Annotated in this window: 21 protein-coding genes; 6 read left to right on the forward strand and 15 right to left on the reverse strand. The window is 45.0% G+C overall.

Features of this window, described 5'->3' with window-relative positions; genetic code table 11:
* Positions 1-13: 13 nt before the first annotated feature.
* The 3 genes from IPL71_RS21050 to IPL71_RS21060 all read right to left on the reverse strand — a co-directional run bounded on the left by IPL71_RS21050 (position 14) and on the right by IPL71_RS21060 (position 1,748).
* The gene (locus tag IPL71_RS21050) at positions 14-1,087 is read right to left on the reverse strand and encodes a tetratricopeptide repeat protein (RefSeq protein WP_345325050.1); all 1,074 of its coding nucleotides are present in this window, start codon (positions 1,085-1,087) and stop codon (positions 14-16) included.
* 22 nt (positions 1,088-1,109) lie between these two features.
* Positions 1,110-1,289 carry a hypothetical protein gene (locus tag IPL71_RS21055; RefSeq protein ID WP_345325052.1) on the reverse strand — a complete coding sequence of 60 codons (180 nt, stop codon included), beginning with the start codon at positions 1,287-1,289 and terminating at the stop codon, positions 1,110-1,112.
* A 186-nt stretch (positions 1,290-1,475) separates the two neighbouring features.
* Positions 1,476-1,748 (reverse strand): hypothetical protein, encoded by a 273-nt coding sequence (locus tag IPL71_RS21060; protein WP_345325054.1) that lies wholly within the window; start codon positions 1,746-1,748, stop codon positions 1,476-1,478.
* A gap of 523 nt (positions 1,749-2,271) precedes the next feature.
* Here IPL71_RS21060 and IPL71_RS21065 point away from each other — a divergent pair.
* The 4 genes from IPL71_RS21065 to IPL71_RS21080 all read left to right on the forward strand — a co-directional run bounded on the left by IPL71_RS21065 (position 2,272) and on the right by IPL71_RS21080 (position 6,554).
* Complete coding sequence (locus tag IPL71_RS21065; protein ID WP_345325056.1) at positions 2,272-3,126, forward strand: right-handed parallel beta-helix repeat-containing protein; 855 nt, start codon at positions 2,272-2,274, stop codon at positions 3,124-3,126.
* The gene (locus tag IPL71_RS21070) at positions 3,080-4,225 is read left to right on the forward strand and encodes an S-layer homology domain-containing protein (protein WP_345325058.1); all 1,146 of its coding nucleotides are present in this window, start codon (positions 3,080-3,082) and stop codon (positions 4,223-4,225) included. Before IPL71_RS21065 ends, IPL71_RS21070 begins: the two co-directional genes overlap by 47 nt.
* 276 nt (positions 4,226-4,501) lie before the next feature.
* Positions 4,502-5,515, forward strand: a complete 1,014-nt coding sequence (locus tag IPL71_RS21075; protein ID WP_345325060.1) for a pectate lyase family protein — start codon at positions 4,502-4,504, stop codon at positions 5,513-5,515.
* A gap of 28 nt (positions 5,516-5,543) precedes the next feature.
* Complete coding sequence (locus IPL71_RS21080; RefSeq protein WP_345325062.1) at positions 5,544-6,554, forward strand: S-layer homology domain-containing protein; 1,011 nt, start codon at positions 5,544-5,546, stop codon at positions 6,552-6,554.
* 115 nt (positions 6,555-6,669) lie between these two features.
* On the opposite strand, the gene IPL71_RS21085 is transcribed toward IPL71_RS21080, so the two are convergent.
* The 12 genes from IPL71_RS21085 to IPL71_RS21140 form a co-directional block, all read right to left on the reverse strand.
* Positions 6,670-6,825: a hypothetical protein gene (locus tag IPL71_RS21085; RefSeq protein WP_345325064.1), complete on the reverse strand. Its 156-nt coding sequence runs from the start codon at positions 6,823-6,825 to the stop codon at positions 6,670-6,672.
* Positions 6,826-6,839: 14 nt separating this feature from the next.
* Complete coding sequence (locus IPL71_RS21090; protein WP_345325066.1) at positions 6,840-7,070, reverse strand: hypothetical protein; 231 nt, start codon at positions 7,068-7,070, stop codon at positions 6,840-6,842.
* Between the two features lie 272 nt (positions 7,071-7,342).
* A complete protein-coding gene (locus tag IPL71_RS21095; protein WP_345325068.1) occupies positions 7,343-7,960 on the reverse strand; it encodes a hypothetical protein in 618 nt (205 codons plus the stop codon).
* A gap of 519 nt (positions 7,961-8,479) precedes the next feature.
* Positions 8,480-8,902, reverse strand: a complete 423-nt coding sequence (locus IPL71_RS21100; protein ID WP_345325069.1) for a hypothetical protein — start codon at positions 8,900-8,902, stop codon at positions 8,480-8,482.
* Positions 8,903-8,995: 93 nt separating this feature from the next.
* Complete coding sequence (locus IPL71_RS21105) at positions 8,996-9,394, reverse strand: hypothetical protein (RefSeq protein WP_345325070.1); 399 nt, start codon at positions 9,392-9,394, stop codon at positions 8,996-8,998.
* A gap of 15 nt (positions 9,395-9,409) precedes the next feature.
* On the reverse strand, positions 9,410-9,793 hold the full coding sequence (locus tag IPL71_RS21110; protein ID WP_345325071.1) for a hypothetical protein: 384 nt from the start codon (positions 9,791-9,793) through the stop codon (positions 9,410-9,412).
* Complete coding sequence (locus tag IPL71_RS21115) at positions 9,790-10,164, reverse strand: hypothetical protein (RefSeq protein WP_345325073.1); 375 nt, start codon at positions 10,162-10,164, stop codon at positions 9,790-9,792. The genes IPL71_RS21110 and IPL71_RS21115 overlap by 4 nt, the downstream gene beginning before the upstream one ends.
* 510 nt (positions 10,165-10,674) lie before the next feature.
* Entirely contained in the window at positions 10,675-11,436 is a 762-nt protein-coding gene (locus IPL71_RS21120; RefSeq protein ID WP_345325075.1) for a TspO-related membrane protein, read from the reverse strand.
* A 183-nt stretch (positions 11,437-11,619) separates the two neighbouring features.
* On the reverse strand, positions 11,620-12,144 hold the full coding sequence (locus IPL71_RS21125; protein WP_345325077.1) for a hypothetical protein: 525 nt from the start codon (positions 12,142-12,144) through the stop codon (positions 11,620-11,622).
* Positions 12,145-12,358: 214 nt separating this feature from the next.
* Entirely contained in the window at positions 12,359-13,180 is an 822-nt protein-coding gene (locus IPL71_RS21130; protein WP_345325080.1) for a hypothetical protein, read from the reverse strand.
* Positions 13,137-13,952 carry a carboxypeptidase-like regulatory domain-containing protein gene (locus IPL71_RS21135; protein WP_345325082.1) on the reverse strand — a complete coding sequence of 272 codons (816 nt, stop codon included), beginning with the start codon at positions 13,950-13,952 and terminating at the stop codon, positions 13,137-13,139. The genes IPL71_RS21130 and IPL71_RS21135 overlap by 44 nt, the downstream gene beginning before the upstream one ends.
* Before the next feature lie 433 nt (positions 13,953-14,385).
* Entirely contained in the window at positions 14,386-14,856 is a 471-nt protein-coding gene (locus tag IPL71_RS21140; protein WP_345325084.1) for a hypothetical protein, read from the reverse strand.
* A gap of 221 nt (positions 14,857-15,077) precedes the next feature.
* Between IPL71_RS21140 and IPL71_RS21145 the strand changes: the two genes are divergently transcribed.
* Entirely contained in the window at positions 15,078-15,644 is a 567-nt protein-coding gene (locus tag IPL71_RS21145; RefSeq protein WP_345325086.1) for a type IV toxin-antitoxin system AbiEi family antitoxin domain-containing protein, read from the forward strand.
* A gap of 33 nt (positions 15,645-15,677) precedes the next feature.
* Positions 15,678-16,574 carry a nucleotidyl transferase AbiEii/AbiGii toxin family protein gene (locus IPL71_RS21150; protein ID WP_345325087.1) on the forward strand — a complete coding sequence of 299 codons (897 nt, stop codon included), beginning with the start codon at positions 15,678-15,680 and terminating at the stop codon, positions 16,572-16,574.
* The last annotated feature ends 55 nt before the right edge of the window (positions 16,575-16,629 follow it).

The following is a 16,629-nucleotide window of genomic DNA, read 5'->3' on the forward strand; positions in this document are numbered from 1 at the left end:
CTTTGATAAATGTTCATGGCGTGGGGGTGACAGGGACAAGAGTCTTTGTCGAAGTAGGAGCAGGCTCGGACGGAGTCTGAAGCGGTTCCGGGGTCGCGTTAAGATTCTGCTGGCAACGGTTAATGATCTCGGCTGCATTCTCCACGGCCAGTTCATCCGCTGGAATGCGGGATTGAATCAGCTGTGCAATTTTTAATGCTTCACCGCATTGATTCATGCGTGCAAGCGCCAACCCATAGGTAAAATAATATTCTGCGTTGCGTCCATCGTTGGGGGCAAGGTTGACGGCTTCGATCTGGTCGCCGTCCTTGGTCAAACCACCATTGACCACGTAACTGAGTTCCACAATGGCTTCAGGCCAATATGAATTACGATAGTACATCACGCCAAGATTGCCGCGCAGATTTGCGTCGGTGGGTTTGTTGGTTACAGCAGAGTCTGCAAATTGCAGGGCTTTTGAATATTCGCCGATCGTGGCATAGGTGCGTGATATGAACAGGTCTGGGGTTGAGTCTTCGGGGTTGAGTGCATCTGCACGTTGAAATTCTTCAACGGCTTGATCGTAAATGCCAAGTGTGCGGTAGTTGCGCCCAAGGGCAAGATGCAGGTCGGGAATATTTTTATTAATGCTGACCGCAACTTCATATTCACGAATGGCTTCTTCGTAATTGCCGGTGGCTTCAAGAATATATCCGCGTGCGCGATGCGATTCTAATTTTTCGGGGGCGAGGGTCAGTGCGACATTTGATGCGGCAATCGCCTTTTCGATGGCATCGACCACACATGTGCCATTGTAATAAGAGTCTACAAGGATTTCAACATAATACGCATGTGCGAGCGCATTTTGATCATCCAATTCGAGGGCGCGTTTAATTTTGGATTCAGCTTCGAGATATTCACCCTGGAAATCCAAAGTCCAGGCCAGCACCGCATTTGCCATTGAGTTATCAGGGCTGAGCAATAATGCATCTTCTGCGCTGATCTGTGCTTCTTTATATAGGCCGGCCCATACTTGCACACGCGCAAGCGCAATATGCGTTGTGGGGTCTCCAGGGCGTGATGCGATGGCTTGTTTATAAGCTTCCATCGCCTGAAAAAGTTTACCCGCCTCAAATAATTCCTTCAGCTTCAGTAATAAATGATTCGGGGGCGCGGGTGGGGGTGGGGGTGGATACAAAAGGTGAAGGCTGCGTGGAAATGATAAATCGATTCACGTACGCGCCGCCCAATACCAGCAGGCATAGCAAAATAATGCGAAACCAGTTCGGTCGCGTTCTTTTGCGGTTCATACTCCATTTACTTCCTCTAAGATACATGCTTTTATATTACCATCCGCGCAAAAGCATCGTCAAGCAGGTGAATTGGTCTCTAATTTGCCTCTAACGTCATTTATGCTAAATATCGGATTTTAGCGGCTGATTCGGCAGATTCTGTGGATTTTTCTATGCTTGAATTTTGATCTGCTCAGGATGAATTTATCGCGGCTGCCCGCGGACCTGAAACTTGAGTCTGTCTACGATAGCTTGAATCTCCGCCGGGGCAGGCGGATGCGATTGGGCATAATGAAACACAACCGTCAATAAGAATGGGCCGGCGTGCTTTTCAAGCGGCATCCACTCAGAAGTCAACAAAACGCCCGCCTCTCCCAAGACATTGACGCGCTGATGATCGTAATTTGCCAATTGCTCGGCTTGTTCGCGTGAACAAATCGCAACGGCTTGATGATTAAATGTAGAAGGTCGGGACATAATATTTTTTGTAAGTATAACTTTCGCCAAAATTTTAACCAGAGATACCAATACGGGTAGAGCGTGAACCGCGATTAACAAAGATATTTCACCTCGTGATGGTGAATTTTGCGTTGGCGCCGATAAATGATCTTGATGAACAAATCAATCATAGCCCATTTGACACGGCCTGTCATCTGCGGTTTTTTCGGCTTTGTGCCGTGTGTTGGTGGGTTTTTCCCTCCTTGCGATAACGCAAGGGCTTTTGCAGATTCGATCCCATTTTGCTTTTTGACAGATATTTCCCGGCCAGCTCGTTAAAACAGCGTCTGTTTCCTTGCGTAAATGATAAGTTTACAAAAATGAGGAGTTGAATAGTACTTTAGTAATGCCAAACTTCTCTGGCTGGTCAAAGTGGCTATGTTACCCTGCATAAGTCAGAACACAAAAGTATCGAGAGATCGTAAAAAAACAAAAAAATGTGAATACCAAAAACTCAAAACTACGGGTTGAAAGCAATTCACTGATTACGCAAGGAGAAATAATGCACAAGGCAACATATCGAATTATGAGTTTCATCACAGCCTTCATTCTGGCGCTTGGAAGTTTCACAAGCACAAAAGCCTCATCCGCATCTGTTCCAACGATGGCGGCAGTTTCGTATTATGTGTCTGCAAACGGCAGTGATTCCAATCCGGGAACATCTTCCTCTGCTCCCTTTAAAACCATTCAAAAAGCCGCAACCAAGGCAGCGGCAGGCGACACCATTAATTTACTTGCAGGAACCTATACCAAAATTGAAACCGTTACCTTAAAAGGCACATCTACTGCGCCGATCTACATCACAGGAAACAATGCTGTGTTTGATGGCGGCTCCCTGATCTTGAAAAATTCACAATGGCTTGTTTTGCAAGGACTGACTTTCAAAAATGCAGAAGATGAAATTTCGGTGCTTTCAAGTCATTTTATTGTTTTGAAGAACAATGTTTTCGACTTTACCCACGCAGGGATTTTGATCAAAGAGTATTCAAGTCATTTGGTTGTGGAAAATAACGAGTTTTATCAAACCTGCGCCGCAGGCAAAACATGGAGTCAATTAAAATATTCCGCCTGTGAAGGCGGGGCCGTATATGGATCATCGTTTGGCGGCGGCACATATCATATCCGCAATAATTATGTACATGATGTATTTAATGGCTTTCTCTTCACCGATGACAGCACCGGAAAATGGATGAACTCAAATGTATTCATCTATAGCAATCGTTTCGAGCGTGTCGTGGATGATCCCGCCGAACCCGAAGGTGATTCGTTTAATTTCCATGTTCATGGAAACACCATGATCGACACATCGGGTGGCAAGCCTGACAACCAGTGGACTTGGTCCGGTATTTATCTATAACAACGTTCAGATCACCACAGGCAATCCAACCAATGAGGCCGACCGCCTGAATTCAGCTTTCAAGATCGACCTGTCAAGAGGCTATACAAACGGTTTATGGATCTTTAACAACACGATCATCGGAACTGCCGCCGATAATTTTTCGGCATTTGACATACTTTCCAGAACAGTTACAAGCCCCTGGACAGTCCGTAATAATATATATGTCACAGCCAATAAAGCATTCAACGCGGCGCCTACATCCGGTTCATTTGATTACGATATCAGCAAAGCACCTTTTGGGGTGACAGAACCAAATGGAAAAGTAGCAGATGCACTGCTTACTTCAGAAGGAAAACTATCCTCTGCCAGCCCTGCAATAGGAAAAGCAGCCGAAATTTCCATTTCCACCTGGTTTACCTCATCGGCAATTATTTCAAAAGGTGCCAACCTGGGAGCTTTTCAAGCGATCCCCGCCCCCGCTTGGGTTTCTCCTCCGGGCTACCCAAGCCAGATCCCGGCAAATGTAGCCGGCTGGCCCGATGCCGCGATTTCTCTTCCAGAGACTACAATTTTTGCAGACGTATATACGGATTATTGGGCTTCCCAGTCCATCATTAAACTATATCAAAATAGTATCACTGGCGGCTGTGGAACTTCTCCTTTGATCTATTGCCCCGAAAATGCAGTAACACGTGCTGAAATGGTGGTTTTTCTTGAGCGTGGTATGAAAGGCTCAGGCTACAATGTTCCAGATACAACAACCCAATTTGGAGATACTGCCAACCATTGGGCACAGGATTGGATCGACGTCGCTGCTTCTGATGGAATCACCTCAGGGTGTGGTAACGGTAACTTCTGCCCTGATGGCGTTGTTACACGTGCTCAAATGGCTATTTTCCTGCTGCGAACCATGCATGGTGCTTCTTATGTTCCACCAGTTGCTAGCGGAACAATGTTTACTGATGTTCCTGATTCCTACTGGGCCGCCGCCTGGATAGAGCAACTGGCAGTCGAAGGTATTACATCAGGCTGTGGGAATGGCAGTTACTGCCCCGATGACTCTGTTACACGTGCGCAATTGGCAGTTTTCCTGGTTCGCACATTTAATCTTCAATGATCATGATGTAACACTTAAAACATAACCGTATGATGTTTAAGTGTTTTGGCGGCTTTGTGGTGAAGTTATTAAACAGTCTGTAAGTGTCTCGTCTTTTTACCAGTATTAATACAATAAATAAATATGTTTAAAAAACATGTCTGTCACAGGGCAGACATGTAGGATCAGGGATCCAAAGCAGGTTCTTAGTTTAATTGCCAGATTGATGCAAACATTACACCAAAAACTGTCTGGCATTGCCAGACAGTTTTTTTTCAATACCAAAAGGAGAAAGCCATGAATAAGATGTTTTATCGATTCGCAAGTGGTCTTGCTGTATTTATCTTGATGCTTGGGAATTTTTATGCGGCAGACGCTTCATCAACAACGTATAGCGCGCCGTTGATGGATGCTGCGCTCCCTGCTTTTCCTGGGGCAGAGGGTTTTGGCGCAAATACAATTGGCGGACGAGGCGGGGTAGTTTACGAGGTTACCAATACGAATGATTCCGGCGTAGGCAGTCTGCGAAGTTGTGTTGAGGAAACAGGCCCCAGGATTTGTGTGTTCAAAGTTGGAGGGCTGATCAGCCTTAATTCCTCCCTGGTAATCAAGAATCCGTACATTACAATTGCTGGTCAGACGGCACCTGGAGGCGGAATTACCCTGCGTAATGGAGTTAGCGGCGGAGAGTTCGAGACATTAAGTGTTCAAACTCATGATGTCATTATCCGCTACATTACCTCAAGGCCAGGTCCCGGTGGAATGAATCATGCCATTGTTATTGCCAGGAACGGTATTCCGATTTACAACATCATCATAGATCACAGTTCTTTTAGTTGGGCTACAGATGAAGTACTTACTACATGGTATCGTACATACGACATTACGATTCAATGGAACATTATTTCCGAGGGCTTGAATTGCAGCACCCATCCCAAAGGCTGCCATAGCAAAGGGCTTCTGATTGGGGGCTATCAAGGAAGTGAATCTGCTGGTGGAAAAGGAACTGAAAACGTTTCTGTTCTTAATAACCTGATGGCCCATAACGCAGAACGCGGCCCACTTTTGCAGGTGTGCGGTATTGTGCAGGTAATTAATAATGTTACCTACAATCCGCAATGGACATTTTCGCACCAACAATTCAACTGCCTTATAGGCGAAGGCTATGTTAATTGGATAAATAATTATCATAAGAAAGGTCCTTCCAGCACGTCTAATAGTGATTTGAAGGTCATCCCGGCTGATGATGGGACATGGGTTTATGGGAAAATTTATGTAAAGGGAAATATAGGGCCAAAATCGACCCAATGATAATTTACCGGAAACCAATTGGGTTGAAATGAAGTCGGGTGCTCCGGCTGGTATTCTCGTAACATCTCCTGCGCCAGCGCCTGTAGTGCATTCGACTAGCGCAATAGAAGCATATAACACCGTTATTGGTGATGGCGGCGCTGGAAACAGCCGGGGCCTTGATTGCGCTGGAAATTGGTACGTCCGTAGAGATTTGATCGATAAGCGGGTTGTTGCTGATGTAAAGAACGGCACGGGAAAAATTATTGATGACCCGTCTCAAGTGGGTGGATGGGTTGTTCCTGCCACTGGAACTCCCTGCCTCGACACCGATCATGATGGAATGCCGAACGCCTGGGAAAATTTATATGGTTTCAACGTAAATATTTCGGAGGGAAACGGGGATAAAGATGGCGATGGATATACAAATGTTGAAGAGTACTTGAATGTAACAGATCCACTAATTTCTTCCCTCCAAACTGTTACTCCAACGACAACTCCACTGACGACGATCTTTGCTGATGTGCCCGATACTTACTGGGCGTATTCATGGATCAATCAAGTTTATCTACATGGCATTACTGGCGGTTGCCATGTTGCGCCTTTGACGTATTGTCCGGAAGAACAGGTGACTCGTGCTGCGATGGCTATTTTTCTGGAACGTGGTATTAAGGGAGGCAGTTATTCCCCGCCGGATGTAACCACTCAATTTGGAGATACTGCCGATCACTGGGCTCAGGATTGGATTGACGCTTTAGCCGCTGACGAGATCACCTCTGGTTGTGGCAGCGGGAATTACTGTCCAGATGATATGGTCACGCGTGCTCAAATGGCAGCTTTTCTCTTGCGTGCCAGGCACGGATCTGATTATGTTCCACCTGCTGCCAATGGTAAGATATTTAGCGACGTACCCGCTTCCTATTGGGCTGCTGCGTGGATCGAACAATTGGCTGCTGAAGGCATTACAAGTGGATGCGGTGACAGCACCTATTGCCCGGAAAGTTTTCTTACGCGTGCTCAAATGGCAGTTTTTCTAGTACGTGCATTTAACCTTCAATAGCGCGATTGTGTATATTTGGTCTACCCATCCTGATCCCTTGTAGGTGGTATCTGAATGGATCTGTGTGTTAAGAATCAAAAGCCGGAACATTGCGTTCCGGCTTTGGATTCGTATATTATTGCGCCGCAGGTGCGAGGCGTTTCTTTTTCTTTACGATCACAGTACCAGGGATGCTGTTTCGACGGGCTTCCTGTTTCACGAGGCGATTATGTTTCGCAACACCTTTGGATGGGCGCTTGGGTTTGGTCTTGACGGGTGTAGTTGTTTCCACTTGTATTACTCCTTTTATGTTTTCATTCTATGATTTGCTTCGTACTCAGCCCAGAGCTTGCCAATTTCCTCTTTGCCTTTTGGACGGGTATATCCATATTTAACTTGCAGCATGGTGACGAATTTATCGAACTTCACCTCTGCCTTGTCCACTTTGAGCAGGTCGTATTCAACCATCAGGTTCCAGCGGCCATTGATCAGCCCGCGGATCAGTTTCCAGTTTTCTTCGAATATCGTTTTATTCACGATGTTCTCCTTGCTCCCCTTTAAATAATTTAATGCGCCACATCAAAGCGGCGTCTTGGCAATACTTGATTTGGATTCTTGAAAGGTAGCGTGGTGCTGCTTGCAAACGATGATCTATATCCCCCGCATATAGGCATTTTACCTTTTAACGACCAGATTTCATTGTACTACGTACTGTGGATAATACTAGTGCGGGATAATTTGAATTCGAAAACTTTTCCCTCGATAAGCCGGGAATATGGACGATATTAATCACTGTCTGGCAGTTTTGATCAATGAGCCGTATGCGCCTTCGTTACTCTGGATAGAGCAGGAGTTCGAGGATGATGCGGTTGCCGAGTTCGGTTTTTGGAATTTGGCAGCTTTCCATGTGATATCCGCTGCCTTCTGGCTACCCGTTTTATGGAGGCCGTCCAGGGGATCCCATGCCGGTTTTTCAATTGATAAAGGTGATAATCATGCCCGCCCGGCAGGTCATATTGAAGAGCAACTGTTTTCTTAAGTGTGACGTTAACATTTACGCTGGTTTGAATACCGAAAATATTCAACCCGATACTTGTCTCCAATGGTTTTTGGAATGAGTGTTCCTGTTTTTTTGTCGAAATGGATTTCGTGTCGTCACCGGCATTGAAGAAAGTTTCTTTAAATAGAGCATTATCTTCAGTGCAATCAGGGCGCCTGCATGTTTTGATTCCATGCTGGAAGTTCCGCTCAGATTTTCCACCCTCTGCAGTAATGCGCAGTCCGCCATCTTTAATGCGGATGCCTTTTTCATATATTCCGAGTTTGCAGATCCGAACCCGGATCGGCGCAAAGACCGTTTTAAAAATACCGGCATCACAGAAATATTCGAGCGAGTACTTGGTTTCGTATTCCTGACTGGCTCCCATGCCAATTCCCGGCACGATCAGCGAAACAGTCCATACTTTCTTATTCTTAAAATCCACACTTTCTTTATATGTAACCCTGCTTTTTGGAACCGGGGGAGCGCCAAAGGTAAACAATGGCACCTTGATCGTTCTGGTCTTTGTCGCTTCGATCTTATATTTTCGTATTCCAATGAGACGCTTTAATCGGTTGACAAACTCCCTCTCCACTTCTGCATGCGTCCCGGCGAATTCCTTTTTAAGGTCGTGATAACCACGAATTACTTTTCGGACTTCATGTTTATCGACCCCGATTTCGAAAAGTCCCCTGCGAAGCACACTCTCGTTTGAGATGGCCTCCTCACCCCACGAACTTCTCTTTCCGCGTTTGATACGTCCCTGAAACCCCTTACCTTTTGGCCGGGGAAGCGGGTCCCCCGCACTCCCATCTTTGGGACCAAAGCCACAATCACAATTAACGGGGTGATTCTGTCCATTACACATAACGGCCCTCCAAAAAAGAGACGGATGCAAAAAATAGAGCTATGCCCGGGCCATGCCAGATTGCTTGAAATATCTTCTTATCTTAGCTGCAAACTGACGCTCGGTCATTTTGTCGGCGGGTTCAATGCCAACGATCTGCAAGCGGACTTTCGCATGGGCGAGGCGTTTCTTCAGCTCAGCTTTTGCTTCGCCGGGACCGATGATCAATACCGAGCCTGCGCCGCGAAGCTGGATAATAATTTTGTCGTAAAATTTATTGAGATACACGGTGAACTGATTGTCCAGTTGATCATCTCCCTTTTGGTACTGGGCGCTGTATGGAGTGCGCGTGTTTGATGCGCCCCGATAGCTGACATGCCTTTCAATCCCCGATTCGATTTTTTGGATATTTTCCCCATCTACATCCAAACTTAACAGCATTGCCTTTTTATGGTCAATCCAAAGGCCGATCTGCTTTTTCATAGATCCTCCTTTTCACTTGTGACAATTTTAGTATACGCTTTTTTGTCCTTCACCGCAATTAGTACTCATTGCGGATTTTTCATTAGAGAGGCCTCATGTACGGGAAGATGATTTGACCCCTGTAGACCGAAATACCAGCCAGTAAAAACAAACTGCATAAATTGCATACACAACCAGCGCGGTCAAAAGAGACAAATTCATCTCAGTGGACAATTCATATCGTAACAGGACCAGCATGCCCGTTAAGAAGTGACCGAAATTCGCAAGCGAAACCGGCCGCGCATAAACTCCTCCGATCGTGCTGTCTTTGGCCGTCCAGTTCATCAACGCCAGGGAAAAATACAATGCGCCCATTAACTGCACCAGCATGGATAATGTCCCTGTAGCTGCCGATCCCAGCGCAGATAGTAAAACATCAGGCGCGAACAAGGCGAAGACTCCCGCAGACCCAAGTACAAGGCTGCTGGAGGTCATCAATATTTTTGTGTTCATAACCTGCTCCTCAAACTATCGCATATGAACATAACTCTGCGCCATATCCATCGCGTCAGACAGGGTATCGGTAATTCCCGATGCGCCCTGCCGCGCCCAACTGGGGCCAGAATCCTGAATGTAATCCACCTGTTTCCAGGTCTCCACTTGGAATTTTCCATCGGGACGTTGTTTGATGACCGCCCGGGATTTTTTATCCGCAGACGTGACGGTCTGCACCACCTGCGCTTCAGGCGCGGACTTTGGCCTGATACGCCTGCTTTGAGTGGATACAACGCTCAGACCGCTTCCGAGCAAGGCCAGCGCCGCAGCGATTCCAAAGGGGATCACATTCGTTAACAGCAATACGGTGGCGAGGACAACAAGAAACAAACCAAAAGCAAACAGAGTTTTATTCATAAGCGTATTTTATATCTGACACAACACCAGAGAAAATCCCCCATTTGTTTATATTTTAAGAAACGAAGCCGGTTCTTATTTTTCTTTTCCTCTTCCTGCTTACGCAATTTGCGTTTCTCTTCCTGCTGTTGTTCCAGCAGTAATTGTTCCTGACGACGCAGCTTTTGTTTCTCCACCTGTTGTTGATCAAGAAGCAGCCGTTCCTGTTGACGTTGGATCCGCTGTTCTTCCTGTTCGCGTTCCAGCTTTTCCTGTTCCTCTTTTTGCGGCTTTTGTTTTTGCCCCTGCTGCACATCAAGCTGTTGACGTTCCTCGTGGCGCTGTTTGCGCTTTTGCTCCCGCTCCAGTTCTTCCTGCTCGTTTTGTGTCATTATATTTTCCTTTTTACGCATGGACCTTACTCAAGGCCCAGACAGTCTGGCAAATTACATATCCGTGCTGTATGTTTATTCGTTAAACATTTTAGCATAGCAAAGGTTTCTACTCTAAAAAACCGGGATTTTTTAGACAAAATCCGCAGATGCTATAATCGCAAAAAAAGAGCAGCCCATGGGAACTACTGAACTGTTTGTTGAATTGATCGCGATTGGAATCGGGGCGTTCATCCGGGTTGATCTATAGCAGCAACGAGTATCTGGTCAACCTGATGTTCATTTGGGTAAATCTGTTGACCGGCTTTTTTTTTCCTTTTTTAGCTGGCTCACCTGGTACCAACTTCAGGATACGCAATACCGGAAATTAAAAGACGACGCTGCTTTTCTTCGTGAAAAAGAAAAGCCCGCCGTGAAGCATTCCAAATAGGAAGTTTAAAATTTGACCCTCTCCCATACAGGAGAGGGTCAAATCATTTACCTCAAAAGCAGGCTTAATTATTTATTTGATCAGGCTGCTGCACGGCGGCGTTGGATGATGCTGTAGATCGCGAGCCCAAGCACGAAGACGGTTGCGACCCAGGCGCTATTTGCGACCAGTGCCGTATCGGCTTGCTTTTGAGCGATCCCAGCGAAGGACCAGACCAACACGAAGGCGTAGCCGCTGTCCCGACGTGTGATCGTCATGAGCAGACCAAGCAGACACGCAACAACCAACATGATGACCGCCCAAGCCTGCGGCGCGAGTCCAAATCCATTCCAGTTGATAAAGTAAAGATAGTCGGTGACGTTGGCAACTGCGGCGACGGAGATCCAGCCGAGGTAGACGCTGAAAGGAACGTCCACGCTCCATTTTTCAGCGGCGCTGACAGGCGTGCGCCCGACGTTGAGTTTAAGATAACTGGCGATGAGCAGGCCGAGCAGGATCAGCATGACCAGTACGCTCAAGCCAAACAGGTTGTAATGCCAGCAGAAAAGCCAGGCCGCGTTGAAGATGCCGCTTAAGGCAAATAAATATCCGAGCTTGCGCAGGCGCGGACTTTCCTTCTGTGCCGATCCAAATTGATAAATGCTAAATGCGATCCAGCCGATATAGATGATGCCCCAAATGGCGAAGACGTATCCCGCGGGGACGAAGTAGACTTGAAAGCGGTCTGAGATCTCGCCTGTGTTCTGCCCATTGAGCGGCAGGGTACTGGCGAGGATGTTGACGGTCAGCGCGATGACGACGGATAGCGCATTGGCAAGTTGACGAAGTGTGTCTTTGTTCATGATGTTCTCCATAACGATGTGTTTGTCATAGGTTCATCATACGACTTCTTACTGTCAATTGCTATGATAAGCGGGGGACAATCGTGTTGTTCAAAAATTATCTTGACCTGCGCAAAACTGCCCCCTCCAAAAGGAAAGGGCATAATTTATCTCAATCAGGGTGAAGTTAAATACTTACAGCTATTACTTTAAATAATTTTTTGAGTAATTAAAATTCATCCAGCTAATTGCAATGTACATAAATAATCCACCGAAAATCACTCCTCTCCAAAACCCAAATATTTCGTCTTGGGGTGTCTTACCGTTTAAAAAAACAACAAACACAATTCTTACAACTAATTCTAATAGAATAAATAAAGATATTGTTTTCATATAAACTATTGGAAGTTTAAAATCACCTGGAAAAATAATTACAACAAAAATAAATGCCAAAAGGACACCTAAGCCGTAAATTATTTCGCTTACAGCATTTCCGAAAACAAGGCCGTACTCTTTTGTGACAGCATCTATTACTAAATAACTGGCTCCGAAAAGCAAAATGTACAAAGATAAAAGAAACATCACAACAAAAAACGACTTAATAGATGAAAAATAACTTCCTAATTTCGGAAGTTTTCCCCTCTCGACCAATATATATAATGTCAGAGAAACAATCGCTACTATGCCACTAATACCTTGCCAAATAGGATCACGGAGTATTTCAATCATATACCAGTCCTCATACTAATTTAGGACGGCCTGCCCACCCTCAGGCCGTCCCATCTTTCTTCTTTCCACTCACTACTTCCTACAACCCCCAAACAGACTCACCACCTTCGCCGCCGTAGCGGGACGATCCATCACGCCGCCTAGCGAATTGGTGTGGGAAACTTACTAGTAAACAGATCAACAACTACTAAATCAGCCAGATAATTACGGCTCCTTATTTTTGTTGATATTTTTTTCCATCTGTTTGAGTAGTTTTTCCCCAAACTACCGGGACATCATAAAGAATATTATCGCCAATCTTCACGGCGTAAGAACCTTGTGTCAAATCCAAGCTTACAAAACCGCCATTATCTGTACTCCCAGAAAAAAGAGTGTCAGCAATGACCGAGCTACCATTCACATCTGTTTTTTGAGTATATATAGCTACATAAATACCAGTACTTGGACTGCCATCTGGGTTGGTTACTCCAACAACAATTCGCCCCATTCTTATAATATAAGAGGTTTTTTCCTCTTTCCGCACAACAAAATTAACTTCGCCTTTTTTATCAGAAAGACTTCCCCAATTATATCCTTTTAAATCCGTACTTATTGAATACAAACCAGGTGTAAGCCAAATATTCACAGTACCTGTGTTTTCTAGATACCCATACCAAACACGCGCATCAGTAACGGGATTTCCATTAATATCGGGCTTTTGTGTATACGCCTCAACATTAACATTATTTAGGGGCACTCCATCAACATCTACAACCCCAAACTCAATTTGGCCACCAACTAACTTGACTATAGTTAGATTATTATCTACAACCTGCACATTATAAACACAATCACGCCCCATCCACCCATAGCCGCTATTTTCGCTAGGGCATACTGCATACATGCCAGCTTTCAAATCAAAATCAATCTCGCCCTGAGGGTTTATATAACCAGTCCCAATCCGATCTTTGCGTGAGGGATTGCCACTTGCATCAGCTATTTGTTCATATACTTCAGCGCTTGCGTATTTCAATGGCTGCGAATTTGGGTCTAACATAATTACTTTTTAATCCACTTGCACCGGTCTGCTGACTAATATCTACCCCAGTGCCAATCAAATCTTCTAGCATTGGAATATCGCCAGCAGTGTTACTTGGTGTTGCCACAGGCAAATTGTTTCCTGAATTAGAGATGCTTGGTATTTCAATTCTCAGTGAGTTAGGGGAAAGCAAGATATATTGCAATTTTCCAGGTGCTAATGTGCTAAACTGATTTTCTATGCCGTAACCCTGCGCATTAACACTAATCTGAACGTCAAGTTTACCATTACTGTCAAATGGTAAAGTGAAAACTGCAAAGCCGTCAGAATCTGTTGTTTGTCTAGTGATTTCGCCAGAGAAAGAAACTATCACATCTATGCCAGAAATGGGTAATCCATCACTTTCACTTACTGCTCTAAGAATAACATTCTCTTCGCTTCCTTGCTTTTCAATTAAACGAACATCAACAACAGATTCGATCGGGTAAATTATCTGTTTCTCGTAAATTTGATAGCCATCAGCCTCAATGATTAATCTGACGTTTCCTTGTATTTTATCGGCGATGAAAAATGTAGATATGCCGTTTGTGTCAGTATATTGACTCAGCGAGCCTGCAGAGTAAAAGAACAGAGATTTTGCCCCCGAAAGTGGTTTGCCTGAACTATCTGCAACATGAACTGTAATTATGGCATTATTTGACTGTGGATAAAATTGGGCCAACAATCCTTTTATAGAGTCTGACCCGATGAATGCGGCAGTTACGGTACCGCAACATGCAATTAACGCCACTATGATTGGCAATAATTTACTTAAAGTCAATTTTGTGCTTTTTTTTTGTCATTTCATTCTCCCTGGTAGTGATAGTGTTTTTTGATTTATATCTTAATAGATTGGATAGCCACGACTAAGCCTGATTATAAAGATAAAATTATGGGACGGCAATCTTTTTAGAAAGCCGTCCCGTTCCCTATTTCCTATTCACTTGCTCCTACAACTTTGCAAACCGACTCACCACATTCGCCGCCATGGCGGGACAAATCCATTTTATTGCTTATTTGTATTCCTTACTCCATTTCCTGCATATATTTCCCCGCTCATATTATCAGCGCCTGCAAATAGGGAAGCACGACTTGCGCCACACGATTAATCCGCGCAAAATGCATAATTTCGCTCGGTGTACAGCTCAGTATTTCTTCCTATGCCTTCTCCACTCGGCGGGATATCACTTTTTCTTTTTTGCCAGCTCATCTTTCTGCACTTTGTTTTCAGTCTCCTCGTCATCCTCTTCTTCACTTGAACCTTTTTTGCCAAAAATTTCCACTGCGGCGGAAGAAGTGAAATAAAAGGCCAGCGTCACCCCCGTGATATTGGAAAGCATCTGCGTATATGACTGGGTTAATGCGGACATTTCGTTAGGCGAACCTGCGAATGTGGTGAAGGTAAGAATAAAAACGTAGGTGATCACAACACAGCTTGCAATGGCCGATCTCAAATTTTCCTTGCCAACCAGCCATTTTCCCTCGCGAGGCCGGTTTAATGAAATGACACCAAAGAACGTTACCACGCTGACTGAAAAGGCAGTCACTGCCAGCACTGTGTCATGTCTGGCATTAAGGATGAAAGACCAAACCAGGCTGCCCGTCAACGCGACCCCAATGACCACGAGAGTGAGGATAGTCAGTCTACGTACCATTTTATTCTCCTTTCCTATGGCTTCATAATATAGTTTTTAAAGAAAAATTTCAATAGATAAAAAAAAAGGGACGGCCTGCCCCCTCACAGACCGTCCCAATCTCCAATTACTAAAGTTTCGCAAACCGCCTTACCACCTTCAACGTGCACTTCAGGAAAACACTACATTTATATTGTAATTGTAGTGTTTTCCTTGTAAAATAAGGACGGAGAAATGAGTCCATGAAAAACGACAGGTTCCAGAAAGCCAAAAACATTTTCCAAAAACGGCATGGCATCTTGCGACGGGTGGAAGCAATCAAACTTGGCGTGCCTGAGTATGTCATCTACGAGATGACCAAAAGCGGAGATTTGATCAAAGAAGCACGCGGGCTGTACAAACTGGCGGAGTCTGAACCGTTGAGCAACCCCGACCTTGTGCAAGCCAGCCTCCTGATTCCCAAAGGTGTGGTGTTTTTGATATCCGCGCTTTATTTTCATCGGCTCACCACTCAAATCCCGCATTGGATATATCTTGCCCTGCCGCGCGGAACGAGTTCTCCCAAAGTCGAGTATCCGCCTGTGAAGGCGTTCATCAGGTCGGAAAAACAATATTCTGCTGGCGTGGAAGAACACACGATAGACGGTATTAAAGTCCGCATCTATAGCAGGAAAAAACTGTTGCCGATTGTTTCAAATATCGAAAAGAAATCGAAAAGATATTGCCCTGGAAGCATTGAAGGACTATATGTCAAACGCCTCCCGCAACGTGAGCGGACTCATGGAATATGCCAGAATCAACCGTGTTGAGAAACTCATCCTTCCCTATGTGGAAACGCTGCTATGAAAAATATCCCCGCCTCCATCCATGCCCGCCTTGCCAATGAATCCCAAAATACAAAGAAGCCTTTTAATGGATTGCTTCAACATTATGGCATGGAGCGGTTTCTGTATCGCCTGTCCAAAACTGAATACGCAAATAGTTTTGTCCTCAAAGGAGGTTTGATATTCACAGTATGGGAAATAGAGCAGCGCCGTGCTACAAGGGATATAGATTTCCTCGGTTCGTTGGAACGCAATACAGAAATGATTGTTCAAATTCTCCAAGCAGCCATAGCGACTTCTGTGCCCGAAGACGGTCTAGTCTTTGACGCCAATACAATTCAAGTCACAGAAAGGTTGGTGGATGTTGAGCGTATGGGAATCAGCGCAAATCTATTGGGATATTTGGGTAAAGCTGAAATTCCCATTCATATTGACATTGGGTTTTCAGATGAAATTCTATCTTCTGCCAAAGAGATAAGTTTTCCCACATTGTTGAGCGGCATGGAACGCCCGCAGCTTATGGGATATTCGCCAGAATTTGTTATCTCGGAAAAATTGCACGCGATGGGAAAATATGTCGAAGCGCCCAGCCGCTGGAAAGATTATTATGATGTGTGGTTGATTTCCGAATATTTTGAGTTCGATATATTTCCTTTGCAGGAAGCACTCGTGACAACATTCAACAATCGCAATACCGAGATCCCCATCAACCGTCCCAAATGTTTATCCGCCGACTTCGGAATTAAATATCAAGCAGGCTGGCGAAGTTTCTTGAAGAAAAACGCCCTGCGCACCAACATGGAAAACTTGTCCGCATTGACAGAAGAAATATGGAGTTTTCTGGAAATGCCTCTTGCAAACCCAAAACTTTCTTCAGAAACAAAATGGGATCCCACCAAACGAAAATGGCAATAAAAAAAGGGACGATCTGCCCCCACAGACCGTCCCAATTACCAATCTCCAATTACTA

Origin of the sequence: Candidatus Villigracilis proximus, from assembly GCF_016717045.1 — a bacterium.
GTDB classification, from domain to species: Bacteria; Chloroflexota; Anaerolineae; order Anaerolineales; family Villigracilaceae; genus Villigracilis; species Villigracilis proximus.